Below are 23,987 nucleotides of genomic sequence, written 5' to 3' on the forward strand. Positions count from 1 at the left end.
CTTTGCGTTCCTTATGCTCCCAACCACACAAATCGCGCGACAAGCAAGACCGCAACTGCGTATAGCAGCGGGTGCACGACCTTGCCACGGCCGCTGAAGAGCATGATCGCAGCGTAGCTGATCACGCCGAAACTCACGCCGTTTGCGATCGAGAACGTCAGCGGCATGGTGATGATCGTCAGGAACGTCGGAATCGAGGCCGCGGGATCGGCCCACTCGATGCGCACTAGCCCTTCGAACATCAGCGCACCGACCACGATCAATGCCGGCGCGGTTGCTGCAGCCGGAATCGCCGACGCGATCGGCCAGAACACCATCGACAGCACGAAGAGCGCGGCGACCGTTACCGCAGTCAATCCCGTGCGGCCACCTTCGCCGATGCCGCTTGCGCTTTCGATGTACGCCGTCGTTGTGCTCGTGCCGAGCGCAGCGCCGATCATCGCCGCGATGCCGTCGCACGCAAACGTACGCCGTGCGCGCGGAAGATCGCCGTTCTCCGTCATGACGCCGGCGCGGTTTGCGAGCGCGACGAGCGTTCCGGTTGCGTCGAAGAAGTCGACGAAGAAAAACGTGAACACGACCGCAACGATGCCGAGGCCGAGCGCGGCATGAATATCGAGCGCGCCGGTTAGTCCCGACGGCACAATTGGAAGCGCGACCAGACCGCTCTGAATCCCGCCGAACGCGACGAGCGTGCCGTGCGGCCCGGGGTACACCGGCGCGTGCGTGACGATCCCAAGCACGGTCGTAACCAGGATACCAATCAGGATCGCGCCCGGGATGCGCAACACGAACAGCACTGCCGTCAGAATGAAGCCGAAGATTGCGAGCAGCGCCGGCGCGGCGAGTATGGATCCTGCGGTGACGAACGTTGCCGGATTCGAAACGACGAGACCGGCATTTTTCAAGCCGAGAAATGCCAGGAAGATGCCGATACCGGCCGTGAGCGCGAATTTGAGATCGCGTGGAATCGCCGCCACGATGGCTTGGCGTGCGCCGATAGCGGAGAGCACGACGAAGCACGCACCCGAGATGAACACGGCGCCAAGCGCGGTCTCCCACGGAATTTTTTGTCCGAGCACGACCGTGTACGTGAAGTAGGCGTTGAGGCCCATGCCGGGCGCCTGCGCGAAGGGATAGCGCGCGACGATCCCCATCAGCAGCGAACCCGCGGCAGCGGCCAGCGCAGTGACGACGAGCAGCTTCGCAAAGCCGTTCGGGATCTGGATCGCGTTGCTGAGCACGGCCGGATTCACGAGGAGGACGTACGACATCGTCAAGAACGTCGTCAGTCCGGCGCGCAGCTCGCGCGGAATCGTTGAACCCGAAGCGCTGATTCCAAAATACCGGTCGATCATTCGAGCGCTACGTGCTGCGCACGCTTCCTTGCTCCTTCAAATTTACTCGTAATGGGAAAGAAGCGCGTATGAGAGCTACCTGGAAACCATACGAACGTCACGGCCGTCTGACGAAGCAGAGCGATCTTCCGGACAGCGTTTTCGCGTTTCCGAAACAACGAAAAGAACCGCTGACCGATGCACGGCATGTGCGCAATGCGGTTGCGCGCTTCGATCAAGTCGAAGGCGTCAGCAAGGCCGATCGTGAGCTTGCGTTTGCGAACATCAAGCGTGCGGCCCGATACTACGATATCGATCTTTCCGAAGATTCGGCTAAAGATCTTCCGCCGCGACCGCAGCCCGGACGCAAGAAAGCCGCGAAGAAAGCCGCCGCGACGCGCAAGCGGAAGAAGGCGCGCTAACGCTTGGGTGAAGCTGCGCGACGCAAGCGGTCGCGTAGTGCTACGCCGAGGCCTTCGTTCGCGGGGAGGACGACGACGATCGCATCGGCGCCCTCGCGATCCGCTGCGCGCAAACGTTCGTAAAGATCACGCGCCAACGCGTGGATCTCGGCCGAGCCGATGAGGATGACGCGTTTCCCTTGCGCTTTGAGGGCGGTTGCGAGGCCTTCGGCGACCGCGTCGTTCTCGGCAAGCTCGATGCGTGCGCGCGGCGCGTAGTGCGAGGGCAAACTCCCGGGAACGCGCACGTCGCTTCCGCCTTCAAGCAGCGGCGCACCGATGGCTTCCGCGAGAACCTCGCGCGTAATACCGCCAGGGCGCAAGATTGCGGGCGCGCCGTGTGCGAGATCGACGATCGTCGACTCGACGCCGATCGTCGCCGGTCCGCCGTCGACGACGAGATCGACTGCATCGCCGAGATCGGCGATGACATGCTCGGCACGCGTCGCGCTAACCGAGCCGAAACGATTTGCCGACGGTGCGACGACGCCCCGACCGAACGCGCGTAAGATCTCCTGCGCCATCGGATGCGAGGGCGCGCGCAATGCAACCGTGTCTTGCGAGCCGGTTACGAGATCGCTCGCGCGCGGCGAGCGCGACAGCACGAGGGTCAGCGGTCCTGGCCAGAAACGTTCAGCGAGCTTTTGCGCAACGTCCGGAACATAGCGTGCCCAAAGCGGGATTTGCGCCGCATCGGCGAGGTGCACGATCACGGGATGTCCGATCGGACGTCCTTTGATCTCGAACACGCGCCGCACCGCATCTTCGCTTTCGGCGTCGGCGCCTAACCCGTAGACGGTTTCGGTCGGAAACGCGACGACGCCGCCCTCGCGCAATATCGCGACGGCGCGTTCAATCAATCGTCTTGAAACCCGTGTATTTGACGAGGGCCTCGGGAACGCGCACGGTTCCGTCTGCTTGCTGATAGTTCTCGAGAATCGAGAGCAACGTGCGTCCGACCGCGAGCCCCGAACCATTGAGCGTATGCACGAACTCCGGCTTTGCCTTCGCATCGCGACGGAAGCGAATGTTCGCGCGGCGCGCTTGGAAATCGGTACACAGCGAACAGGAGCTGATCTCGCGGTACATCTCTTGCGACGGTACCCACACCTCGAGATCGTAGGTCTTTGCAGCGTTGAAGCCGGTGTCACCGGCGCACAGCAGCATCACGCGATGCGGCAGTTCGAGGTCTTGCAGCAAGGCTTCCGCATCGGCGGTAAGACGTTCGAGATTCGCGAGGCCATCTTCGGGCGTGCACAGTCGCACCATTTCGACTTTTTCGAACTGGTGCAGACGCACCATGCCGCGCGTATCTTTTCCGGCTGCGCCGGCCTCTTTGCGAAAGCAGGGCGAGTACGCCGTGTAGCGCGCGGGAAGCTGATCGATCGTAAGAATCTCTTCGCGATGCAACGCCGTGAGCGGAACTTCTGACGTCGGAATCAGAAACAAATCCGCGTCGGGATCGCTGAACATCGCATCCGAGAATTTCGAAAGCTGGCCGGTCGACCACATCGTGTCCCGTGAAACGAGAAACGGCGGCACGACTTCGGTGTAACCCGCGCCGGCAGAACGATCCAAAAAGAAATTGATGAGCGCGCGCGAGAGCTGCGCGCCCTTACCGCGCAGCACGACGAACCGGCTTCCCGAAAGTTTTGCGGCGCGTTCGAAATCGAGAATCCCGAGTGCTTCCCCCAGCTCGTAATGGGGCTTCGGTTGGAATGGAAAGTCTGCGGGCTTGCCCCAGCTGCGAACCTCGACGTTGTCATCGGCCCCTGTGCCGTCGGGGACGCTCGGGTCGGGGATGTTCGGAACATCCGTAAGCAGTTCGTTCAGGCGTTCTTCGACGATGGGGACGCGTGCGTTCGCCTCCGCGATCTGCTCGTCGAGCGCGGCGATCGCGGGTTTGAGGCGCGCCGCTTCGGCGGCGCGGTCGGAGGCACGCGAAATCTGCTGGGTCAGGCCGTTTTTCTCGGCCTTGAGGCGTTCGGCGTCTGTGAGCGCCGCGCGCCGCTCGACGTCGAGCGCCAGGACGCGATCGACGAATGAAGCGTCGCCCTTCCGCGCCGCTGCACGGCGGACGCCTTCAGGGTCGCGACGGATAAGAGCGATATCGAGCAGAACCGGCCCGTTATGCGTGCACCAGGAGCGCTCCTACCCGGGCAAACCTTCGACCCGTCGGCACTTCTCGCGCCGGCGCAAGCGATTCTGGCCTACCGCTCGCGCGTTGCGCTGGCGCCGCTCGGCATTGAGCGCGTCCCCCTGGATGCCTCATTCGACCGGATTCTGGCGCAGGATGCTGCAGCCGATGGCCGTTATCCATCGCATCCGCGTTCGACGATGGACGGCTTCGTCGTGAGATCTCAAGACGGTCTCGGCGAGCGACGCATCGTCGGCGAGATCCGCATGGGACAGGCGCCGCCCGCCAGCCTCGGAGTGGGCGAGACGATGCGCATCCCGACCGGTGGTGCGGTCCCCGACGGCGCGGACGCGGTCATTCCGGTTGAAGATACGGAAGAACGCGATGGCGTGATGCTGCCGCGCGAAATGCCCGTTCCGGGCGACGCGATCACCCCGGCCGGTGAGGACATGGAGCCCGGCGATCTCGTGCTTGCGGCCGGACGCCGCATCGATGGATCGGCGATGAGCGTGCTCGCAACGCTGGGCTTCAGCGAGGTCCCCGTTTTCCGCCGGCCGCGTTTCGCGATTATCTCGACCGGCGACGAGCTCGTCGATCCGTCGCAGAAACCGGGCGTGGGACAGGTCCGCGATTCGAATCGTTACGCGTTAGCCGGCGCACTGCGTGAGCTCGGCGTCGAGCCGATTCACATCCCGCGCGCAAGCGACGAGCCCGGGCAAACCGAAGATGCAATTCGAGGCGGGCTCGAGGTTGCGGACGGCGTTCTTTTGACCGGAGGTTCCTCGGTTGGCGTTCGCGATTTGGTGCCGCGTGTGGTCGATCGTCTGGGTGAACCCGGCGTCGTCGTGCACGGCTTGCGCGTTCGTCCCGGCAAACCGACGGTGCTTGGGGCAATCGGTGCGAAGCCGGTGATCGGTCTTCCGGGAAATCCGACGTCCGCCATGATGATTTTTCGCACGATTGCGGCCCCGATTTTGCGCGGAATGACGGGTGAGGTGCTGCGTCCGTCAGCGAAGGCTTTCGCGCGTGCAGGAAGTGATTTCAAAGGAAGAGCGGGTTGGACGTGGTTTATCCCGGTCGTCGTGACGGCCGAAGGCCCGAATCGCACGGTCTCATCCCTTGGCATACATTCTTCGCATACGAGCTTGCTTGCGCGAGCCAACGGATTCGTCGTGCTCCCGGAAGATCGCCCGAATGTTGCACAAGGCGAGCAAATCGAGGTGCATACTCTCAGCGGCGGGGAAATCTAGTTGGCATGCGTCTTCGACTAACACTCTGCACGGGTGCGATGCTGCTTCTTGCGAGCGGCTGCGTGCATTCTTCGAACACCGGCGTCACGATCACGTCGCCGACGGTCCCGCCCAATGCGACCCAAACGCTCAAGGACGGCTTGCTTGCAGCGAAGATTCGTGCGGAAGTCGTCTCCGTCGACGTCGATGCGGCGACGCATTTGGGCGTACACGTCCACAACGGCGATGTGTCGATCACCGGCATCGTGCGCAATTCTACCGAACGTTCGAAGATCGACGTCGCGGTTCGTAAGGCCGGCGGGGTGCAGCAGTTGCACGACGAGATTCGTATCGATCCAAAAGCGCAGTCGTTTTCGAGCGGCGATTTCGCGGTGGCCGCGCATGCCGCCGCATCGCTCGCCGCGCAAACCGGTATCAATGCCGCAAGCATTCGCGTGAGCGCCGAAAACGGCGTGCTCACGTTGCGTGGAAAGGTTCCGTCGCTGTCGATCAAAACGACGGCGGTGGAATCAGTCGAACATTTGGACGGCGTCAAACGCGTCGTCGACGAACTGCGTGTCGGCAAGTAGAAAAACCCCGTCACCGGCGCCGTTGATCGCCGCGGTTCCCAAGACGACGCCGTTCGTCGCACCGGAAGTTTTGGGCCGGCGCTACGGCCACGCGAAGATGCTCCGGCTAGGCGCGAATGAAAGCGCATTCGGCCCGTCGCCACACGCGATCGCGGCCATGCGCGAACAGGCGCCGCACAATTCATGGTACGGCGATCCGGAATCCTACGACTTGCGCGTCGCACTCGCAAAGCGGCTCGGCTGCAGCCCCGAGCATCTGATGATCGGATCGGGGATCGACGATCTGCACAGCCTGGTCGTGCGCACGTTTTGTGCACCCGGTTCCGTCGCGCTCGAGACGGAAGGCACGTATGCGACCTTCGCCTATCACGTCGCGGCTAGCGGCGTTCAGCTACGAACGGTGCCGTACCGTAACGACGGTTCGATCGATGTGGAGCAGCTGATCGACGTCGCGCGTCGCGAGCGCCCGAAGATGATCTATCTCGCCAATCCCGACAATCCGAGTGGAACGTTCATCGAGCCGGATCTCGTCGCCGCCTTGCGCGACGCGCTCTTGCCGGACCAGGTTCTCGCGCTGGATGAAGCCTACGCGGATTTCGTGCCGCCCGAACGCCTCATGATGCCACTCGTCGATCCGCAAGTCGTGCGCATGCGGACGTTTTCAAAAGCGTATGGACTCGCGGGTGCGCGTGTCGGCTACGCGGTCTGCGATCCCGCGATCGCTCAAACGTTCCAGAACATTCGCCAGCACTTCGGTGTGAATCGCAACGGACAGATCGCCGCGCTCGCATCGCTCGACGACGACGAGTTCATTCGCAGCGTCGTTGCCGAGGTCGAGCGCGGACGCGAAGAATACTACGCGCTGGCTGTGCGCCACGGTCTGCGCAGCGTCCCCTCCCTCACGAATTTCGTCTGCATCGAGATCGGCACCAAGGCCGAAGCCGATGCATTTCTCGAGGAGATGCTCCGGCGCGGCGTGTTCCTGCGCAAACCGAGCGCTCCGCCGCTCGACGGTTACGTGCGCGTTACGGTCGGCACGGCGGAAGAACGCCGCCGTTTCGCCGAGATTTTTGCCGAAGCGCTGGCCTCGATGCCGGCGGCGCGCGTCTAGTGCGCTACGCAATCGTCACCGACATTCACGGCAACGTCGAAGCCTTCGACGTTGCGCTCGCGCGGGTTGGAGAAGGCGACGTGCTGTGGTGTCTGGGCGATATCGTCGGCTACGGTCCGAATCCGAACGAATGCGTCGACAAAGTGCGCGAGCGCGGCGGCGTGACCGTCATGGGCAATCACGATCTCGCCGCGATCGAAAATTTCGGCGTCGAATGGTTCAATTCGGCGGCCCAACAAGCGATCAAGTGGACGCAGGGCGTCCTTTCGCCCGAGAACGGCAAGTGGCTGGCGACGCTCGACTACGAACATCGAGAGGCAGATTATCTGCTCGTGCACGGAGCGCCGCATCCCGACTACTTTGCCTACATCGCCGATAAGGACAGCGCCCGCCGCTCGTTCGAATCGACGGATGCTACGCTGATCTTCATCGGTCACACGCATCTCGCCGAGATGTACGCGCTCGCGCCCGACGGTACGATCGCGCACCGGCACTTTCAGTACGGCGGTACCGCGCAGTTCGAAGAAGGCTACCGCTACATCATCAACGTCGGGAGCGTCGGGCAGCCACGCGATTTGAATCCGCAAGCCAGCTTCGGCATCTACGATTCGGAAAAGCGCAGCATCGAGGTCATCCGCTTCGACTATCCCATAGCTGCTGTGCAAGAGAAGATCGAGTGCGCGCACCTTCCCGAAGTCTTGGCGCGGCGGCTAGGGATGGGCCGTTGAGGGCGCCGACCCTCATCGTAACGCTGGCGTTCATCGCGCTTCAATCGCTGGCAGGCGCCGAGCCGGCGCGCAACGACTATGCTAACCGCAAGTTCGCCGCCCAGCTCGACATCGCGCTGCACGATTTTTATGCGCGCAACTTCGATCAGTCGCAAAAGGAATTCGAAGACGCGCTGAGCCTGGTACCTGACAACACGCTCGCGATCTCGTTCTTGAATGCATCGGCCGCGCACGTCGGTGGTGGTCTCGAAGCGCTCACGAACCGCGAAGAAGACGCCGTCGGCAAGTCGCCCAAGAATTACTTGGCGCACGTGCGCCTTGGCTTCTCGTATTTGTTTGCAGCATCGCTTGGTGCGGATCGCAGCCTCGACGCACGCGAGGAGTTCAATACCGCCGTCGGGATCGATCCGAGCGCGCCAGCAGCCCACATCGGCCTCGGCATCATGCGTGAGAACGAACGCTCGGCGAACCGCGCGAAGGTCGAGTTTCTCGCCGCCATGCGGGCCGATCCGAACAACGTGCTGGCGCGCGAGTATCTCGCGGGCATCTATCAGGTCGATCTACGCGAGCCGCAAGAGGGGTTACGCTACGCGGTCGCCGTCCCCAATCTCGTCCCGAATTACGCCGACATTCAGTTCCATTTGGCCTCGATAATGGTCGATCTCGACGAGTACGCAGCGGCAATCGCATACGCGAAGGCGGGGCTTGCGCTGGACCCGGGCCGGGTCGGTGAAGCAGGGCAATACGGCTATACGCTCATCGCGCAGATCTTGCTCAAACAGAAGAAAGTCGCCGACGCGAAGAAATACTTGGAAGCGGCGGTCGCAAATGATGCCGACGGCGTCTATGCACGCAAGCTTCTCGACAAAATCGCAAAGGGCGACTACGACGACAAATCCAGCGGCAACCCCACCGAATCCAAGCGCTGAGCCCGTCGATGACGGGCACTGCTTTTGTTGCGGCGCCGACAATCCGATCGGACTGCGCTTGCGCTTTCGCATTGAGGGCACGACGGCGACCTGCGAGACGTCTTTGCCGGCCGTCTATCAAGGTTGGCGCGGCATCGCGCACGGCGGCATCGTCATGGCGCTGATCGACGAAGCTATGGCGTATGCAGCGGGCGCGGTCGGATGGAAAGGCGTGACTGCCGAGGTTACGACGCGTTTCCGGCACCCCGTCCCGCTCGAAACGCCGTTGCGGCTCGTTGGACGCGTGATGTGGGAGCGTCGCAACGTCGTCGGCGTCGAGGCCGAGATCCTCGGCACGGACGGCACCGTTTTAGCCAGCGGCGAGGGAAAGTTCGTCGGCAAAGCGCGCATCGAACCGGGGACGCTCGGCCGTGCCTAAGATGCGCATCGCGCGTACCGAGAAACGGGCGCAAGAGAAAGCCGCGAACGAGCCGGCACTCGACAATCGGCGCGCGCGTCACGAATTCGAGATTCTCGAGTCGCTCGAAGCTGGATTGGCGTTGACCGGGACGGAGATCAAGAGCATTCGCACGGGCGGTGTCAGCCTCAATGAAGCTTTTGCTCGCGTCCGTAATGGCGAGCTGTGGCTCGTTAACATGTACATCCCGCCGTATAAAACGGCGAGCGCGTTCTCCGCGCACGATCCGCGCCGTTCGCGAAAATTGCTCGTTCACAAATCGCAACTCGAACGGCTCGCTTCTCGCAGCGCCGAGAAGGGATTGACGATCGTTCCACTTCGGCTCTACTTTACGCGCGGTAAAGCCAAAGTCGAAATCGGCCTCGCCAAGGGCAAGAAGCTCTACGACAAGCGCAAGTCGATTCAAGACCGTGAGATGAAGCGCGAGCTCGCACGGGTAACTCGATGACGCGCGGAGCGCCGTTAAATTAGACGGGCGCATCCGGAGCGCGGGCTCGACGCAATTCTCGAAAGTCAGAAGATCGCCCCAAAACGTGCGACGCTGCTGGTCGCGTGTTCGGGCGGTCCGGATAGCGTGGCGCTTGCGAGCTTACTCGCGCGCGTCGCGCCGCGACACGAATGGCGCCTCGTGCTCGGTCATGTCAATCATCATCTGCGCGATTCGTCCTGGCAAGACGAAGCGATCGTCCTTTCGATCGCCGCGCGTTTTGCGATTCCGGTTCGAATCGCCGCGCTCGATCCCGAAAAGGTTCGTGCCGATGAAGCCACGCTCCGCGAACTGCGCTACGCCGCCCTGACCGCACTCGCACAAGAAGCGGGTGCGCGCGTCGTCGTCACGGCCCACGTCGCCGAAGATCAGACCGAGACGGTCCTTCTCGCACTCTTCCGCGGTACCGGCTTGCGCGGCTTGCGCGGAATCCCCGTCCGGCGGCGTCTGGTCCCGGGCATCGAGATCGTGCGGCCGCTATTGCGGATCGGTCACGACACGCTGGAAGCCGAGCTCGGGGCGAGCGCGCTGCCGTACGTACGCGATCCCACGAACACGAACATTGCATACCGTCGTAACGCCCTACGCCAAGCGCTGGAAAGCCTGCGCGGCGGTTTCCCACGGCTCGATGAGGCCGTCGCGCGCTGCGCGGCGATCGTCGCCGCCGAATTCGAGGAGAAAGGCGTCGCGGGCGCGCGCCGGCGGCTGCGTGCGACGCTCGAACGCGAAGTGGGCCTTCGCGACGTTTCGTTCGAACGAATCGAGGCTGCGCTTGGCGCGCAGCGTGGCCGCGTTCACATCAAGGGTGGCGTCGAAGTCGTAAAGGGAGGTAAGAATGCAAACGCGCGAGTCGTCCGTCGAAAAGCTTGAGATGATTTTCACGGCAGATGAAATTGCTGCCGCGATCGATCGAATGGCGCACGATGTTGCGCGCGATTACGCCGACGAGTCGCTCCTTCTCATCGCGATTCTCAAAGGCGCGATGTTCGTCGTAACCGACCTTGCGCGAGCACTCTCGCGGATCGAGCCGGGTCCGCGTTGCACGCTCGACTTCATGGCCGTCTCGAGTTACGGAAACAATACACGCAGCTCGGGCGAGGTTCGCTTGCTCAAGGACACGAGCGAGAGCGTCGAGGGTCGCAATATCCTGATCGTCGAGGATATCGTCGACAATGGTCTCACGCTGCACTATCTGCAGGGGCTTCTGAAGAGCCGAGCGCCGAAGAGCCTCCGCACGGCGGTTCTCCTGGACAAGCCGTACCGCCGCACCGCGGATGTGAGGCTCGATTACGTAGGCCTCGTCTCGCCTGACGCCTTTGTCGTAGGGTACGGTTTGGATTATCAGGAAAAGTACCGGACTTTGCCCTTTGTGGCGAATTTAATTCTCCCGCCTGGGGAACCCGTTCCTTAGGGCGGGAAAACCTTTTGGGCCGCTGAGGGTATCGATACTAGGAACCGATGGGAAAACACGCTAGAGCCATACTGCTGATCCTGGCGATCTTCGTCTTCGTCATCTTTGTTGTCGAGAAAGTACTCTCGCCGACGCAAACGACGAGGATCGCCTATTCACAGTTCTACACCTATATTCAGCAGGGCAAAGTCTCGAAAGTTACCCTGTCCGGGCATGATGTGACCGGTGAGTACCGCGACAGCGGTGCCAAGTTCCAAGTTACGACTCCCGGCGAATCGGATTACTTGCCCGAGCTTCGCAAACACGGCGTCGAGATAAACGTGGACCAGCAGAACACAACTCCGATCATCGGTTGGATTCTGCAACTCGTTCCGTTCGTATTGATGGGACTGTTGCTGATCTTTATTTTGCGTCAGGCGCAGAGCGGCGGAAGCCAAGCGCTTTCGTTTGGGCGTTCGCGCGCGAAGCTTCTTTCTGAAAATCGTCCGAAGGTGACGTTCAATGACGTCGCCGGCATCGAAGAAGCAAAACAAGAGCTTGCGGAAGTCGTCGAGTTCCTCAAATATCCGAAGAAGTTCCAAGCGCTCGGCGCGCGGATTCCCAAGGGCGTTCTGCTCTTAGGGCCGCCCGGTTCCGGCAAGACGTTGCTCGCACGCGCGATTGCGGGCGAGGCGGGCGTTCCTTTCTTCTCGATCTCGGGCTCCGATTTTGTCGAGATGTTCGTCGGCGTCGGTGCATCGCGTGTCCGCGATCTCTTCGAACAAGCCAAGAAGAGCGCGCCCTGTATCGTCTTCATCGACGAAATCGACGCGGTCGGTCGCCAACGCGGTGCCGGGTTGGGCGGCGGACACGATGAGCGCGAGCAAACGCTGAACCAACTGCTCGTCGAGATGGACGGCTTCGATCCCAACACCGGCGTCATTCTGATCGCCGCAACGAACCGCCCGGACGTCCTCGATCCCGCACTGCTGCGTCCCGGACGCTTCGACCGTCAGATCGTCGTCGATCGCGCCGACGTCAGGGGTCGCGCGCAGATCCTCGCGGTTCATGCCCGAAATAAACCGCTTTCGAAGGAAATCTCGCTCGAAACGCTCGCCAAAAGGACACCCGGATTCTCGGGCGCCGATCTCGAGAATTTGCTGAACGAAGCCGCGCTGCTCGCAGCACGCCAGAACAAGTCGGTCATCGAAATGGCCGACTGTGAAGAAGCGATTGACCGCGTCATCGCGGGACCGGAACGCCGCTCGCGCATCATCTCGCAAAAAGAAAAAGAAATCGTTGCGTATCACGAGTCGGGCCACGCAATCGTCGGCGGAATGCTGCCGAACGCCAATCCCGTCCACAAAGTGACGATAATCTCGCGCGGCATGGCGCTCGGCGTAACGATGCAACTGCCGACCGAAGACCGCTACCTGATGACGCGGGCTGAAATCATCGATCAGATCACGGGACTTTTGGGCGGACGCGTCTCCGAAGAGCTACAATTCAAAGAAGTCACGACCGGTGCAAGCAACGATTTCGAAAAGGCCACGGAGTTGGCGCGCCGCATGGTGACGCAGTACGGTATGTCGACCCAGCTCGGAACCGTGCAGTACGGTCGCGGAAATCATCAAGTGTTCTTGGGCCGGGATCTCGGCGAAGACCGCAATTATTCGGAAGAGATTGCGAGCAAGATCGACGGCGAGGTTCGTCAGATCATCGACGATTGTTATCAGATCGCACGCGGCATCTTGGACGCCAATTGGGCCAAAGTGCAGCGCATGGTCGAGTCGCTCTTGGAGCACGAGACGGTCGAGGCCGACGAGGTCCAAGCCATCCTCTCAGAGTCACCCTATCCGCGCCCGGTAGAATCGCCCGAGCCGCCCGCCGAGCTGCCTGCCGCAGCCGCTGTCCCGGTCGAGCCCGACCCCGTCACGGACAAACCCAAGCGTCTGCCGCCAAACATCTCGCCCGAGCCGGCCTAAGCCAATGCGGCCCAGAAGCTGATGGTGCGCGCGGGCGGCCTGGGGGCCGTCGCACTCGCGGCGGTGTTTCTCTTTGGCGCCGCACTCGGGCCGTCTGCGACGACGACGAAGCTGCCGAGTGGCGTTACGAGCATCGTGCGCCCGCTGAGCGGTTCGCCCGTTGCCGCGATCGAGCTGTGGTTCCGCGCGCCCTCGATCGGATTTGACTCCGCGCCGAAGCCGGGACTGGCGAATCTCGCGGCGCTGACCGTCGCGGCTTCAGCCCCGCTGACCGGGACGCCGCTGGCGACCCTGGTCGCAGAAGTCGGCGGCCGCTTCAGCGTCAATGTCTATCCGGAAACGATCGAAATTGCAGCGCTCGTCCCAGCCACCGAAGCAGCTCGCGTCCTCCGAACGATGAGCGGCGTCTACTTCACCCCCGTTCTCAACGACGATGGACGCACGAAGGCGCTTGCCGAGGTGCGAACCGACACTCGCTTGCGCGACATCACGCAGCCCTCGGAGACACTTCGAGAAGCTCTTTTCTCGGCGCTCTTCAAGAGCGGCCCCGATCACTATTCACCGGTCGACTCCAGCAGCATCATGTCGCTTACGCTCGATGATTTGCGGACGTTCGCGACACGCGCGTTTCGTGCATCGAACGCAACGGTCGTCTTGACCGGCGACGTCAATCAGCAATTGGCAGAGGATGCAGTCATCGGCCGCACCGATACGAGCGCCCCGGAACCGACCGCCAATTTTTCGAGCATCGTCTCGCAAACGCCGCAGAGCGTCACGCGCACGGGCCCTGTCCCCGGCTTTGGTTTCGCCTGGAGTGGTCCGCCGATCAAAGATGAACGCGCCGCGACCGCCTTGGATTTCCTCGCCGACTACCTCTTCGATCCGGATTCCGGCGTCGTTTCACGTCAGCTCGACGACATCGACGCATCGATCGACGCGCAATACGTGACGTACTACGATCCCGGTGTTTTTTACGTCGAAGCGACGGGTGGTCAAGCGACAGCTGCACGCGCACGAGTTGAGGCCGCGCTTGCAGCGATGCGCAAACCGCTCGATCGCCAGACGTTTGAGGTCGCGCGGCGTTTGTTCGAATATCACGTCATGAGCGACGTAGCGACACCGCTGTCGCTTGCAGACAACTTCGGGTGGTACGCTCTCGAAGGAAACGCAGCTTACGCGCCGGGCGCGGATCTCGACGCAGGACGCTACTTCGCATCGATTCGCGCGCTGACGCCGGAGATCGTCGCAGAAACCGTTACAAAATATCTCAGCGCGTCTCCGCCGGCGACCGCGGAGCTCGAGGTGCGGGCGAAATGATGCGCGCTATTCTCGCGCTTGCGCTCATCGCCGCCCTCGGATTGCCCGCTGCGGCCGCCGTCGATAAGTATCCGGCGACGACAATGATCGAGAATGTGCCGGCGCAAGTCGATCCCTCCGCCGCGCTCGCCGGCGTGCAGATCATGCTTCCGGGCGGCCTCGATCGCCAAGGCGGCCAGCAAAACGGTTTCGCGGCACTTCTTGCCGAGGTAATTGCGCAAACGCCGGTACCGGGTGGCGAACGTCCGTTGCCGTTGCGCAGCGCAATCTCCGCTTCTGGTGCGAACTTGACGGTCAGCGTCGAGCCGCAATACGTGCGCTACTACGTGGAGGGTTCGCCCACGACGATTCGTGCTGCTCTTGCGCTCTTAGGCGGCGCGCTCGCAGCGCCGGATTTCTCGCACGCGACGATTTCGCGCGCACGAAAGACGCTCGCGTCGCGCATCATCGACGCCAATGAGAGTCCATTCGGCGTCCTTTCGGAGATGCTGCGGCGTTCGTACTATGCGGGTAGCGGCGCAGGCTACGCACCGCTCGGTTCGCTATCGGTCGTTTCGAACGCGGGCTCCGTGGCGCTCAAGAAATTCTGGTCGGATAACTATCGGAGCGGTGGCGCAACGATCGCCGCTGCAGGCCGCGTCGATGCGGACGTTGCGCGCGCCGCGCAAGCCGTCGTCGCGCGGCTGCCCGCGGGTTCGCCGGCTTCGCTCACGCAGAAGACGCTGGCGCCGACCGATCCGCCGACGCGCATCGTCACCCATCGCGACGTCGCGTTGCCGTGGGTCGGCGTCGGATTTGCGGCGCCTACGCCCGGCGCCAAAGATTTTGCGTCGATGCTGGTCGTTCAAGCCATCGTCTCGACGCTCGGGCAAACGGATTCGATCGTCAGCCGCCCGGCGCTCTTTCGCCCGATCAACGCGATCTATCAGTACGAAGTCAAGCCGGCGAACTTCATCATTTATGCGAGCGGAACCGGAATCGGAACGAGTGCCGGGTGGCGCGAGATCTTCCAAGCGACGGATGTGCTCGCGGCCAAGCAGTTGGATGCGTCGGTGATAGAGCGTTATCGAACGCTCGCGCGCGGCCAATTCGTGATCGACAATATGACGCTCGAGGATCGCTCTGCGCTCGTCGGCTGGGTCGCGCGCATGGGCCTGGATCCGGACTATCCGAACAGCGTGCTCGACGCAATCGACGCGGTGACGCCGTCCGACGTGCAGCGCGTCGTCAAAGAGTACTTGCAGAAGTATACGTTTGCGCTCGTTTTGCCGCGTACACAAGAACAACACTGAGCGTCGCCCTCGTCCACGACTACCTCAATCAGCGCGGCGGCGCTGAGCGCGTTTTCGCGCACATTGCGCGCGCGTGGCCGGACGCGCCGGTATATACGGCGCTCTACGACGAACGGCAGTGCGGAGATCTCGTCCCCGCGAGTCGTGTGCACACTTCATTTCTCCAGCGCGTACCGCTGGGCAACCGCTTCTTTCGGGCGCTCGCGCCGCTCTATCCAGCCGCCTTCGAGAGCTTCGATCTCTCCGCATACGGATTGATCGTCAGCTCGACGACTGCATGGGCGAAAGGCGTTCGTACGGCGCCGAATTCCGTGCACGTCTGCTACATCAACACGCCGAGCCGCTTTCTGTTCGCGTACGACCGTTACGTCGGAGGTTTCGGCGTACGCAACATCGCGCGGCCGCTCGTCGCGTCGCTGGCTGCATGGGATCGGCGCGCCGCGTTACGTCCCACGGCCTTCATTGCGAACTCCCGCAACGTTGCCGAGCGTGTACGCCGCTACTACGGACGTGAGGCCTTCGTGCTTCCGTGCCCGGCCGATGTCGAGCGGTTCACGCCCGGCCGCGGTGAGGGTGATTATTTTCTCGTGCTCTCGCGGCTATTGCCGTATAAAGCTATCGATCGAGCCATCGATGCAGCTGCGCTCGCGGGCGTGAAGCTTCGCGTCGCCGGCAGCGGACCTGCGCTCGATACACTGCGCGCGCGCGCACGCGGCACGACGACCGAGATTCTCGGCTACGTTCCCGACGAGCAAATAAACGCGCTCCTTGGCGCGGCACTCGCGGTAATCGTCCCAGGTGAGGAGGATTTCGGGCTGGTTCCCCTCGAGGCGGCAGCCGCCGGGCGTCCGGCAATCGCGCTGCGTGCGGGCGGAGCGCTCGAAACGATCGTCGATGGCGTGACCGGCGTGTTTTTCCACGAGCCCAGCGCAGCATCGCTCGCTCGCGTGCTCACGGATTTCGAACCCTCGCGCTTCGATCCGCAGCAGTTGCGCGCGCACGCCGAGCAATTCTCACCCGCGCGCTTTATCGAGCGTCTACGCACGATGGTCGGCGAGATCGCGCAGCGCAGCGAGAATGGCGCGCGCCGGTTCGTCGCGCCGTCCCAAACCGAAACGAGTAATTCCGAGCGCGCGCAAGCGTAGCGCCACGCTTTCGTCGTCGATAACCTCGCGCAGTGCGTCGCGCCATCCGGCGCGATCGTGCGGATCGACGAGCAGAGCGGCGTTACCGGCAGCTTCGGGTAACGCGCTCGCATTCGACGCAACGACAGGCGCACCACAGGCTTGCGCCTCAACCACTACCAGGCCGAAGCCTTCGGCAAGCGAGGGTACCGCAACGCAGGCTGCGCCGCGATAGAGATCGCGCAGACGCGTATCGTCGATTCGGGATTCGATGTGGAGGGCGATTGCGCGCGCACGCGCTTCGCCCTCTGCATCCGGAGCGAGTGACCCGACCACGACGAGTTGCACGTCGCGACCCCCAAACGCGTCAGCAAACGCGCCGGCCAAGAGCCGGGCGTTCTTCCGCGGTTCGCCGGCTCCAACCATCAGAACGTACGGAGACGACGGAAGCGATTGCGGTGATTCGGCCTCGCCAGGACTGAAGAAAGCATCAGGCTGCAGCGGAATCGAGACGATCCGTTCGGGACTTACGCGCAGCTCCCGCTCGATCTGCTCCGCGCTCCAGGTCGAATCGGTCGCGATGCGATCCGCTTCGCGCGCTGCGCGCCGGAGCGGCCTTTGTACGCGACGTCGTGCGATCCAATTGACGCGTTCATGCAATGCGAAGGTGTCGTGAATGTGCGCGAGCGACGGCGCTGCGGCACGAAACCGAATGCCGTTCCACGGATACCACACCACGTCATAAGCGTCGCGCCGGCGCGCGCTGCGCGTCGGTTTGTCGATGCCGAGCAGCGTGACGTCGACGCCGGCCTTCTCAGCCTCGCGCAAGACGCTCCGAACGACACGTCCCATTCCGCGCCGATCGTTGCGCAGATTGAGCGCATCGACCGCGAGGCGCACGCTACGTCTTGATTCCGGCGAGCAACAGCAGCGAGAGCGTGATGCCGTTGAACGTTCCGTGCGCAATCATCGAGGACCAAAGCGATCCGCTGCGCGCGTACACCGAGGCGAGCACGATGCCGCCGGCCGCCAGCGGAGCAATCCCCGCCGATTGCCCATGCGCAAGCCCGAAAAGTATTCCGCTCCCGAGCGCCGAGAGCGAGAACGGCATTCGCTTCCAAAGCGCGTTGAAGATGAAGCCGCGGAAGAGCAGCTCTTCCGCGAACGGCGCCAAGCCGACCGCGACGATCGCCATCACGTCGAGCCAAATGCCGGGCTTTGCGTTTTCGAACAGCTTTACCGCGGTTTGCGTCGGCGTATGGCCGACGATGCCGGCTTGAATCGCGCCGACGGTCGTTACGGAAAGCCACATGAGGATCGCGCCAACGAATCCGGCAAATATTTGGCGTCCGTGCAAAGGACCGAGAATCAAACCGAGCGGGCGATCAGCAAGCCAGGGCAGCGTCCACGCAATGTACGCGATAATCGGCACGTAACTGAGCACTTGCGCCAAGACGATGCCTCGCGTCAGCTCCTCGGCATGAACAACGTTCGGCGCGATTGCGAACGCGTGCACCAAGTAAATAATCGTGAGGAAGTAGATCCCCATCGCGCCGATCAGTGCAAGAATCGATGCCCAAATCGGGAACGCGTTAGGCGGCCAGCTCGCGGGAGAGTTCGGTAAACGCCGAAAGGTCGAGTTGTTCTGCACGGATCTCCGGATCGAGCTCGAGAGACTTCAGCGCGGCGACGGTGCGCTCGCGAGGGATTCCGAGCGCGTGCGACAGGCTGTTCGCGAGGGTCTTACGACGGTATGCGAAAGCCGCCTTCACGATCGAATCGAATCGCTGGAAATCTTCGATGTTCGGCCGGACCGTCAGCGGCTCCAAAACGACGACCGATGAATCGACGTTCGGACGCGGATAGAAATGCGAACGCCCGATCGTGAATGCGCGATGCACCTGCATGCGCGCCCGAACGACGAGACTCAAACTGCCGTAGGCAGGCGTCGACGGGCCGGCCACGAGCCGGTCGACGACATCTTTTTGCAGCATTACGACCATGCGCTCGGGCGGATTGTGCATTTTGGACAGTTCCGCAACGAGCGGCGTGCCGATGTTGTACGGCAAGTTCGCGGCGATGCGCCATGCTCCACGCGACGCGTAATCATCAAATGCAAAACGCATCGCATCGGCTTCGATGATCTCAACGCCTTCGAGATCGCGCCTATCGCGAAGCAGCGCGACTAGCGAAGAATCGATCTCGATCGCCGTGACAGCGGCGCCCCGTTCGCGCAGTGCGGCCGTGAGCGTGCCCGTGCCGGCTCCGATTTCAAGGATGCGTGAGCCGCCGCCGTCGAGCGTCAACGTCGCGATTCGCTGGGCGATCGCGCCATCGATCAGGAAGTGTTGACCGAGCCGGCGTTTCGGACGGAGGCCGCGGGCTCGTAGCTCCTGGCGAGTTTCTATTTCAGGATGTACACGTGCACGGGACGTGCACCGAACTCAAACGCCGCTGCCGATGAATCGAAGCCCAGATCGATGCGATTGCCTCGAATTGCTCCACCGGTGTCGCCCGCGATCGCGGGACCGTAACCCTTGATGTACAGATGCGTGCCCAGCGGAATCACGCGTGGATCGACGGCGACAACACCGAATCCGGCGTGCACGCCCGACTTCGTCATCCCGGAACATCCGTAACAATCGGCGGTATAAGCCGTAGCGAACATTTCAAGCGCGGCGTTTGCGAGGCGCATCGTGCCTTCAAAACCGCGTTTTGCAAGCTGCGCGTAATGTTCGTACGCCAAAATGCCGCTGATGACGACTTTCGGCTTTCCACGCTGAATTATGCGTGACGATATGACTTTCACTTGTACACGCGCATTGTCGTCCGAACGCCGAAATGACAGAATTTTTTCGCGAATCGTCGGCGTTCCGGCGCTTACGACTTTCGATCGCGTCGGCGGAAGAAAAATCGAAAGGCGATGTTCGATGATCGGATTCGTTTTGACCCGTATGCGCTGCGTCCAATGCGAGACGTGCGCGACGCTGGCAGTATGCGACCGCTCGGCTAGTGCGACGACCCTATTCTGCACGATGGGAACGGAGACGAGCGGAAGCACGATACCTACCGATAGCATGCCTGTGGCGAGAAACCGCATCGATGCGGCTTTAGTCGTCCCCTCGTTCAGAAACCGGCTCCTTCGTCTGTGCGTGTTGGTTCGAAGTTACGCAGTAAGCTGCCGTAACTGGACAGTGGCGAAAGCGGGGCGGAGTCCTTGGACTCGGTGAGTGATTCCCCAGTGGCGTCGCCCTTCGCAGGGAAGGTGGAGGGCGAACGGCGGTACGATAGCACAATCGTAAACCGTCCGTCAAATCCGGGTGTCGGAGCCCAGCTGTTGCTACGTATGAAGATCGGGATATTTTCTGAGTGTTACCATCCGATTGCGAACGGTGTCGTCGCTAGCATCGACGCGCTCTGCGATGGTCTACGAATTGCAGGACACGATGCATTTGTTGTTGCTCCGTCCGGTCGCTCCGCAGTTTGCGTGCCGTCGCTTCCGTTGCCGACGCGAACGGCATATCGTCTCGTTCTTCCGTTACTCGATCGACGTGCGCGCGCGCACGTAAGAAGCTTCGACGTAATTCACACGCACTCGCCGTTTGTTACTGGATGGATGGGCGTGCGTTTAGCGCGCAGACACGGCATTCCACTCGTGTTTACGTATCATACGCAGCTTGAAGAATACGCGCATTACGTTCCGTTCGAGCGGACCGCGACGCGCCGCGCTGCGACGACTTTGACGCGCACGTACGCGAACTTAGCCGACAGGGTTATCGTCCCGACATCCGCGATGGAGGCTCGGCTCCGGGGGCTCGGGGTAACTGCTCCGATTGCAGTCATCCCGACCGGCATCGACGTCGAACGCTTTGCCGCCGGCCGGCGCAGTGACACACTCCGCGCACGCTTCGGGGCCTCGAAGCTTGTTCTGCTCGTTTCGCGCCTGGCACGAGAGAAGAACATCGATCTCGCGATTCAAGCGCTGGGGGGCCTCGAGGATCCCGGCGTTCACCTGGCCCTGGCCGGAGACGGTCCGGAGCGGGCAGGGCTGGCAGAGCTGGCCCGCGCGGCGGGTGTCGAGGAGCGGGTTCATTTCCTCGGCCACATCCCCCGGATGGAATTGCCGGATCTCTATGCCTCCTGCGATGCGTTCGTCTTTCCGAGCTTCACCGAGACGCAGGGCCTCGTGCTGGCCGAAGCGCTGGTCTGTGGGCTTCCCGTCGTCGCCGTGGACACTCCGCAGAGCCGGGACGCGCTGGAGGGCCACGGACTGCTCGTTAGCCCACACTCAGATGCCGTGGCGTGGGGGATCGGCGAGGCACTTCGTATTGAACCGAATCAGAGTGCCGCGCATTTGGCACTCAAGCGGTTTAGTCTTGGATTACAGGCTGACCGCACCATAGAAATCTACCAGGGGCTCCTGGCGGAGCGGAGGACAGCCTGACAGTCAGATCGAACATATGTTCGATAACGAAAGTCAGTGATGAAACCGAGAAAGCCGAATTTCAAGCAAATCCACTACGTCGCGATCGCATACGCTGCGAATCTGCAGGGCGACGGCGTCGCGTACGCCGAGATCGCGGGCGAAAACGAGCCGCGGCGGATTGCATTTCGGCTCGAGCGCTATCCCGCGCTCCTCGGTCGCGAAATCGGCTACGCTGCCTTGATTGCGGTTGCAACTGCTCTGCGCGCCGAGGGCTTCCGAGCCGTTCGCCTGGCCATCCCCGACGAGCGCGTCATCGAGGACCTCGAACAGCGCCGTCAGTTGCCGCAAGCGCTCGCATTGCAGTACGTTCAGTTGAAATGCCGGCTGAACATGTTCTCGCGCGTTGACGTCATCGTCGCGAATCCGTCCGACGATCTTTGCGCACGCGCGCGTGCGGAGGTCGAGCTCGCCATCGCGGCCTAAACGCATCACACGTGCGATGCTTCCCGTGGATACAGTCGAGCTTTCGAAATTTCTGATCGGCAAGTTGCTCGTGTCGCGCATCGGCGGGACACGCAGTACTGCGCGTATCGTTGAAGTCGAGGCCTACGTTACGGGCGATCCGGCCTCGCATGCCTTTCGTGGAATCACGAAACGCAACAAGGTGATGTTCGGCCGGCGCGGTTTTGCGTACGTTTACCGTATCTACGGAACCAGCTGGTGCTTGAACGTCACCAGCGCCAAGCCCGGAGTCGGCGAAGCGGTACTCATCCGCGCGCTCGAACCCGTTGCGGGAATCGACGCAATGCGCGCAAGGCGTCCCAGTGTCGCCGATCGCGATCTCCTGCGCGGTCCCGGCCGGTTGTGCGCCGCGCTCGGGATCGACGGCGCTGTCGATGGTTTGGATTTGTGCGCTGCGCGCTCGCCGCTCGCGTTGTTCGATGATGCAGTCGCGCTTCCGATCGGCGTCTCGACGCGCATCGGTTTGACGAAGGCTGCCGAACGCGCGCTGCGCTATTATGCGCGCGGCAGCAAGTGGCTGAGCGGACGCGCTTCACTATCGCCATGAGGCTGCAACGTTATCTCGCGCTTGCGGGAATCGCATCACGGCGCGCCGCGGAAGAAATGATCGTCGGCGGTAAGGTTCGCGTGAACGGCAAACTCGTGCGCGAGCTCGGTTCGCGCGTCGAAGACGGCGATCGCGTCGAGTTCGACGGCCGCACGGTCGTCATGCCGCAACGCGAAGTCTTAGTGTTGAACAAACCCGTCGGAGTCGTCACGACGATGAGCGATCCGGAAGGCCGGCGCACCGTCGAAGATCTCGTGCGGGCGGAGCGCGGTCCGAAAGCGGCACGCCTCGTTCCGGTCGGGCGCTTGGATTACGATACGTCGGGCGTGCTGCTATTGACCAACGACGGCGATCTAGCGTACGCGTTGACGCATCCGCGTTTCGGCGTCGACAAAGTCTATCGCGCGACTCTGCGTGGCCGGCTCGAGCCCGAGGCCGTTGAAAAGCTGCGCGTCGGCATTTTCCTGGAAGGCCGCCGCACGTCGCCCGCGGCGTTGCGGGTCGTTACGGTTGCACGTGATCGTTCGGTCATCGATCTCACGTTGCACGAGGGCCGGTACCGGCAAGTGCGCCGGATGTTCGAGGCGGTCGGCCATCCGCTCGTTGCGCTCGAACGCTTGAGTTTTGGTCCGGTGAGCCTGGGCTCACTGCGGCCCGCGCATCTCCGCGAGCTCTCACCTCGTGAACGCAAGGCGCTCGATGTGCTTCTCCTGAACTCGCGCGGAGATGCCGGACGGGCTAAGGGTACGGGGAATTCGCGGCGCGACGCAGGCCGTAAGCGACGATCGCGAGGCGATACTCAGCGCGACTGAAAAAATGCTGATTGCAATCCGCGAGCGGAACAAGTTCGAGCTCGAAGATGTCGCATCGGCATTGTTCACGGTTACGCCCGACCTGCGAGCCGGTTTCCCCGCGTCCGCGGCGCGTCGTCTGGGTTGGACGAGCATCCCGCTTCTCAATTTCACGGAGATCCCTGTTCCCGGCGATTTGCCGCGCTGCATTCGCACGATGATCCTCATTAATACGACGCTCGCACAGCACGAGATCGTGCACGTCTACCTCGAGGGTGCCGTCGCACTGCGACCGGACTTGCAACGCCAGTGAGCTTCGACGGCCCGCTCGGAGTCGCGGGCGTCGGGTTGATCGGCGGTTCGATCGCGTTACGGGCCCGCAAGGTGGGGATTGAGGTCGCCGGTTTCGATGCGAACCCGTCGGCTGCGGATCTCGTCGATCGAAGCGTCGACTCGCTCGAGGCGCTGGCGCGCGTCTCGAAAACGCTTGTGATAGCACTGCCGCTGGACGCAACGCTGACCGCGATCGATGCCCTGCGTGCACTCGATGCTCCGGCTCTCGTCTTCGACGTCGCATCGGTGAAGGTTCCCGTCGTCGATCGTTCTGCCGGATGGAAGAAGTTCGTCGCGACGCATCCGATCGCCGGAGCCGAGCAACGCGGGCCGAGTGCCGCGCGGGACGATTTGTTCGAGGGACGCGTGTGGACGTACGTGCCGAGCGATCGCGAGCGCGACGCAGCGATCGAGACCTTCATTAGAGCAATGGGCGCACGTTCGTACCCGATCGATGCCGCCGAGCACGACCGCGCGCTCGCGCTCACCTCACACCTTCCGCAAGCCGTGGTCAGCGCGCTTGCCGCGCTGCTCAGCGAGCGTGAGATCGCACCCGATCTCGTAGGGTCGGGGCTCGCCTCCACTCTGCGCCTGGCCGGTTCGCCCTGGGAGATATGGGAGCCGATTCTTAAGGCGAACGGCGTCGCGATCGGGGCCGCTCTGCGAGAGCTTTCGGAACGATTAGAAGGGCTCGCCGATGATGTCGAGGCAGGAACTCTTCACCTCTCGGCGTCGTATTTCGAGAGCGCCCGCGCGGCTTACGAGGCGCTCGTAAAGCCATGGCGTTGAGCTTG

Annotated in this window: 27 protein-coding genes; 20 read left to right on the forward strand and 7 right to left on the reverse strand. The window is 62.5% G+C overall.

Features of this window, described 5'->3' with window-relative positions; all coding sequences use genetic code 11:
• Positions 1–11 precede the first annotated feature (11 nt).
• Positions 12–1,358: an NCS2 family permease gene (locus VGG22_13720; protein HEY1729431.1), complete on the reverse strand. Its 1,347-nt coding sequence runs from the start codon at positions 1,356–1,358 to the stop codon at positions 12–14.
• Positions 1,359–1,426: 68 nt separating this feature from the next.
• Between VGG22_13720 and VGG22_13725 the strand changes: the two genes are divergently transcribed.
• Positions 1,427–1,759, forward strand: a complete 333-nt coding sequence (locus tag VGG22_13725) for a DUF6582 domain-containing protein (protein HEY1729432.1) — start codon at positions 1,427–1,429, stop codon at positions 1,757–1,759.
• Here VGG22_13725 and VGG22_13730 read toward each other — a convergent pair.
• Positions 1,756–2,658, reverse strand: coding sequence for an L-threonylcarbamoyladenylate synthase (locus tag VGG22_13730; GenBank protein HEY1729433.1), 903 nt, complete (start codon positions 2,656–2,658; stop codon positions 1,756–1,758). The two genes, VGG22_13725 and VGG22_13730, sit on opposite strands and share 4 nt — an antisense overlap.
• On the reverse strand, positions 2,651–3,916 hold the full coding sequence (gene serS / locus VGG22_13735) for a serine--tRNA ligase (protein HEY1729434.1): 1,266 nt from the start codon (positions 3,914–3,916) through the stop codon (positions 2,651–2,653). Before serS ends, VGG22_13730 begins: the two co-directional genes overlap by 8 nt.
• Before the next feature lie 12 nt (positions 3,917–3,928).
• On the opposite strand from serS, the gene glp reads away from it, so the two are divergent.
• The 13 genes from glp (at position 3,929) to VGG22_13800 (ending at position 16,595) form a co-directional block, all read left to right on the forward strand.
• Entirely contained in the window at positions 3,929–5,185 is a 1,257-nt protein-coding gene (gene glp, locus VGG22_13740; GenBank protein ID HEY1729435.1) for a gephyrin-like molybdotransferase Glp, read from the forward strand.
• Between the two features lie 5 nt (positions 5,186–5,190).
• Positions 5,191–5,754 (forward strand): BON domain-containing protein, encoded by a 564-nt coding sequence (locus VGG22_13745; protein ID HEY1729436.1) that lies wholly within the window; start codon positions 5,191–5,193, stop codon positions 5,752–5,754.
• Positions 5,741–6,865 (forward strand): aminotransferase class I/II-fold pyridoxal phosphate-dependent enzyme, encoded by a 1,125-nt coding sequence (locus tag VGG22_13750; protein HEY1729437.1) that lies wholly within the window; start codon positions 5,741–5,743, stop codon positions 6,863–6,865. The genes VGG22_13745 and VGG22_13750 overlap by 14 nt, the downstream gene beginning before the upstream one ends.
• Complete coding sequence (locus VGG22_13755; GenBank protein ID HEY1729438.1) at positions 6,865–7,593, forward strand: metallophosphoesterase family protein; 729 nt, start codon at positions 6,865–6,867, stop codon at positions 7,591–7,593. The genes VGG22_13750 and VGG22_13755 overlap by 1 nt, the downstream gene beginning before the upstream one ends.
• Positions 7,590–8,522, forward strand: coding sequence for a hypothetical protein (locus tag VGG22_13760; GenBank protein HEY1729439.1), 933 nt, complete (start codon positions 7,590–7,592; stop codon positions 8,520–8,522). The genes VGG22_13755 and VGG22_13760 overlap by 4 nt, the downstream gene beginning before the upstream one ends.
• Before the next feature lie 58 nt (positions 8,523–8,580).
• Positions 8,581–8,940, forward strand: a complete 360-nt coding sequence (locus VGG22_13765) for a PaaI family thioesterase (protein HEY1729440.1) — start codon at positions 8,581–8,583, stop codon at positions 8,938–8,940.
• A gap of 1 nt (position 8,941) precedes the next feature.
• Positions 8,942–9,427: an SsrA-binding protein SmpB gene (gene smpB, locus VGG22_13770; protein ID HEY1729441.1), complete on the forward strand. Its 486-nt coding sequence runs from the start codon at positions 8,942–8,944 to the stop codon at positions 9,425–9,427.
• Between the two features lie 96 nt (positions 9,428–9,523).
• Positions 9,524–10,336, forward strand: a complete 813-nt coding sequence (gene tilS / locus VGG22_13775; GenBank protein HEY1729442.1) for a tRNA lysidine(34) synthetase TilS — start codon at positions 9,524–9,526, stop codon at positions 10,334–10,336.
• A gap of 1 nt (position 10,337) precedes the next feature.
• Positions 10,338–10,877 (forward strand): hypoxanthine phosphoribosyltransferase, encoded by a 540-nt coding sequence (gene hpt, locus VGG22_13780; protein ID HEY1729443.1) that lies wholly within the window; start codon positions 10,338–10,340, stop codon positions 10,875–10,877.
• A 47-nt stretch (positions 10,878–10,924) separates the two neighbouring features.
• A complete protein-coding gene (ftsH, locus tag VGG22_13785; GenBank protein HEY1729444.1) occupies positions 10,925–12,841 on the forward strand; it encodes an ATP-dependent zinc metalloprotease FtsH in 1,917 nt (638 codons plus the stop codon).
• Positions 12,842–12,862: 21 nt separating this feature from the next.
• Positions 12,863–14,158, forward strand: coding sequence for an insulinase family protein (locus VGG22_13790; GenBank protein HEY1729445.1), 1,296 nt, complete (start codon positions 12,863–12,865; stop codon positions 14,156–14,158).
• On the forward strand, positions 14,155–15,450 hold the full coding sequence (locus VGG22_13795; protein ID HEY1729446.1) for an insulinase family protein: 1,296 nt from the start codon (positions 14,155–14,157) through the stop codon (positions 15,448–15,450). The genes VGG22_13790 and VGG22_13795 overlap by 4 nt, the downstream gene beginning before the upstream one ends.
• Positions 15,447–16,595 carry a glycosyltransferase gene (locus VGG22_13800; GenBank protein HEY1729447.1) on the forward strand — a complete coding sequence of 383 codons (1,149 nt, stop codon included), beginning with the start codon at positions 15,447–15,449 and terminating at the stop codon, positions 16,593–16,595. Before VGG22_13795 ends, VGG22_13800 begins: the two co-directional genes overlap by 4 nt.
• Here the strand turns inward: VGG22_13800 and VGG22_13805 are convergent.
• From VGG22_13805 to VGG22_13820, 4 genes are read right to left on the reverse strand one after another with little or no spacing between them, the layout of a single operon-like run.
• Complete coding sequence (locus VGG22_13805; GenBank protein HEY1729448.1) at positions 16,488–17,474, reverse strand: glycosyltransferase family 1 protein; 987 nt, start codon at positions 17,472–17,474, stop codon at positions 16,488–16,490. The two genes, VGG22_13800 and VGG22_13805, sit on opposite strands and share 108 nt — an antisense overlap.
• Before the next feature lies 1 nt (position 17,475).
• The gene (locus VGG22_13810) at positions 17,476–18,225 is read right to left on the reverse strand and encodes a type II CAAX endopeptidase family protein (protein HEY1729449.1); all 750 of its coding nucleotides are present in this window, start codon (positions 18,223–18,225) and stop codon (positions 17,476–17,478) included.
• Positions 18,167–18,982: a 16S rRNA (adenine(1518)-N(6)/adenine(1519)-N(6))-dimethyltransferase RsmA gene (gene rsmA / locus VGG22_13815; protein ID HEY1729450.1), complete on the reverse strand. Its 816-nt coding sequence runs from the start codon at positions 18,980–18,982 to the stop codon at positions 18,167–18,169. Before rsmA ends, VGG22_13810 begins: the two co-directional genes overlap by 59 nt.
• On the reverse strand, positions 18,979–19,674 hold the full coding sequence (locus VGG22_13820; GenBank protein HEY1729451.1) for a 3D domain-containing protein: 696 nt from the start codon (positions 19,672–19,674) through the stop codon (positions 18,979–18,981). The genes rsmA and VGG22_13820 overlap by 4 nt, the downstream gene beginning before the upstream one ends.
• Before the next feature lie 126 nt (positions 19,675–19,800).
• Between VGG22_13820 and VGG22_13825 the strand changes: the two genes are divergently transcribed.
• From VGG22_13825 to VGG22_13850, 6 genes are read left to right on the forward strand one after another with little or no spacing between them, the layout of a single operon-like run.
• A complete protein-coding gene (locus VGG22_13825) occupies positions 19,801–21,018 on the forward strand; it encodes a glycosyltransferase (protein HEY1729452.1) in 1,218 nt (405 codons plus the stop codon).
• Between the two features lie 39 nt (positions 21,019–21,057).
• Positions 21,058–21,483, forward strand: coding sequence for a hypothetical protein (locus VGG22_13830; GenBank protein ID HEY1729453.1), 426 nt, complete (start codon positions 21,058–21,060; stop codon positions 21,481–21,483).
• 16 nt (positions 21,484–21,499) lie between these two features.
• The gene (locus tag VGG22_13835; GenBank protein ID HEY1729454.1) at positions 21,500–22,069 is read left to right on the forward strand and encodes a DNA-3-methyladenine glycosylase; all 570 of its coding nucleotides are present in this window, start codon (positions 21,500–21,502) and stop codon (positions 22,067–22,069) included.
• Positions 22,066–22,881 (forward strand): pseudouridine synthase, encoded by an 816-nt coding sequence (locus tag VGG22_13840; GenBank protein HEY1729455.1) that lies wholly within the window; start codon positions 22,066–22,068, stop codon positions 22,879–22,881. Before VGG22_13835 ends, VGG22_13840 begins: the two co-directional genes overlap by 4 nt.
• A complete protein-coding gene (aroH, locus tag VGG22_13845) occupies positions 22,796–23,173 on the forward strand; it encodes a chorismate mutase (protein ID HEY1729456.1) in 378 nt (125 codons plus the stop codon). Before VGG22_13840 ends, aroH begins: the two co-directional genes overlap by 86 nt.
• A complete protein-coding gene (locus VGG22_13850; GenBank protein HEY1729457.1) occupies positions 23,170–23,982 on the forward strand; it encodes a prephenate dehydrogenase/arogenate dehydrogenase family protein in 813 nt (270 codons plus the stop codon). The genes aroH and VGG22_13850 overlap by 4 nt, the downstream gene beginning before the upstream one ends.
• Positions 23,983–23,987 lie beyond the last annotated feature (5 nt).

The sequence above is a fragment of the Candidatus Baltobacteraceae bacterium genome (assembly GCA_036489885.1).
Classification (GTDB): domain Bacteria; phylum Vulcanimicrobiota; class Vulcanimicrobiia; order Vulcanimicrobiales; family Vulcanimicrobiaceae; genus JAFAMS01.

Excerpts from the sequence above, each read along its gene's own strand:
- VGG22_13720 (HEY1729431.1), bottom strand. The coding sequence starts at position 1,358 with ATGATCGACCGGTATTTTGGAATCAGCGCTTCGGGTTCAACGATTCCG.
- VGG22_13725 (HEY1729432.1), top strand. The coding sequence starts at position 1,427 with ATGAGAGCTACCTGGAAACCATACGAACGTCACGGCCGTCTGACGAAG.
- glp (HEY1729435.1), top strand. The coding sequence starts at position 3,929 with ATGCGTGCACCAGGAGCGCTCCTACCCGGGCAAACCTTCGACCCGTCG.
- VGG22_13745 (HEY1729436.1), top strand. The coding sequence starts at position 5,191 with ATGCGTCTTCGACTAACACTCTGCACGGGTGCGATGCTGCTTCTTGCG.
- smpB (HEY1729441.1), top strand. The coding sequence starts at position 8,942 with ATGCGCATCGCGCGTACCGAGAAACGGGCGCAAGAGAAAGCCGCGAAC.
- hpt (HEY1729443.1), top strand. The coding sequence starts at position 10,338 with ATGATTTTCACGGCAGATGAAATTGCTGCCGCGATCGATCGAATGGCG.
- ftsH (HEY1729444.1), top strand. The coding sequence starts at position 10,925 with ATGGGAAAACACGCTAGAGCCATACTGCTGATCCTGGCGATCTTCGTC.
- VGG22_13790 (HEY1729445.1), top strand. The coding sequence starts at position 12,863 with ATGGTGCGCGCGGGCGGCCTGGGGGCCGTCGCACTCGCGGCGGTGTTT.
- VGG22_13795 (HEY1729446.1), top strand. The coding sequence starts at position 14,155 with ATGATGCGCGCTATTCTCGCGCTTGCGCTCATCGCCGCCCTCGGATTG.
- VGG22_13820 (HEY1729451.1), bottom strand. The coding sequence starts at position 19,674 with ATGCGGTTTCTCGCCACAGGCATGCTATCGGTAGGTATCGTGCTTCCG.
- VGG22_13830 (HEY1729453.1), top strand. The coding sequence starts at position 21,058 with ATGAAACCGAGAAAGCCGAATTTCAAGCAAATCCACTACGTCGCGATC.
- VGG22_13835 (HEY1729454.1), top strand. The coding sequence starts at position 21,500 with ATGCTTCCCGTGGATACAGTCGAGCTTTCGAAATTTCTGATCGGCAAG.
- VGG22_13840 (HEY1729455.1), top strand. The coding sequence starts at position 22,066 with ATGAGGCTGCAACGTTATCTCGCGCTTGCGGGAATCGCATCACGGCGC.
- aroH (HEY1729456.1), top strand. The coding sequence starts at position 22,796 with ATGCCGGACGGGCTAAGGGTACGGGGAATTCGCGGCGCGACGCAGGCC.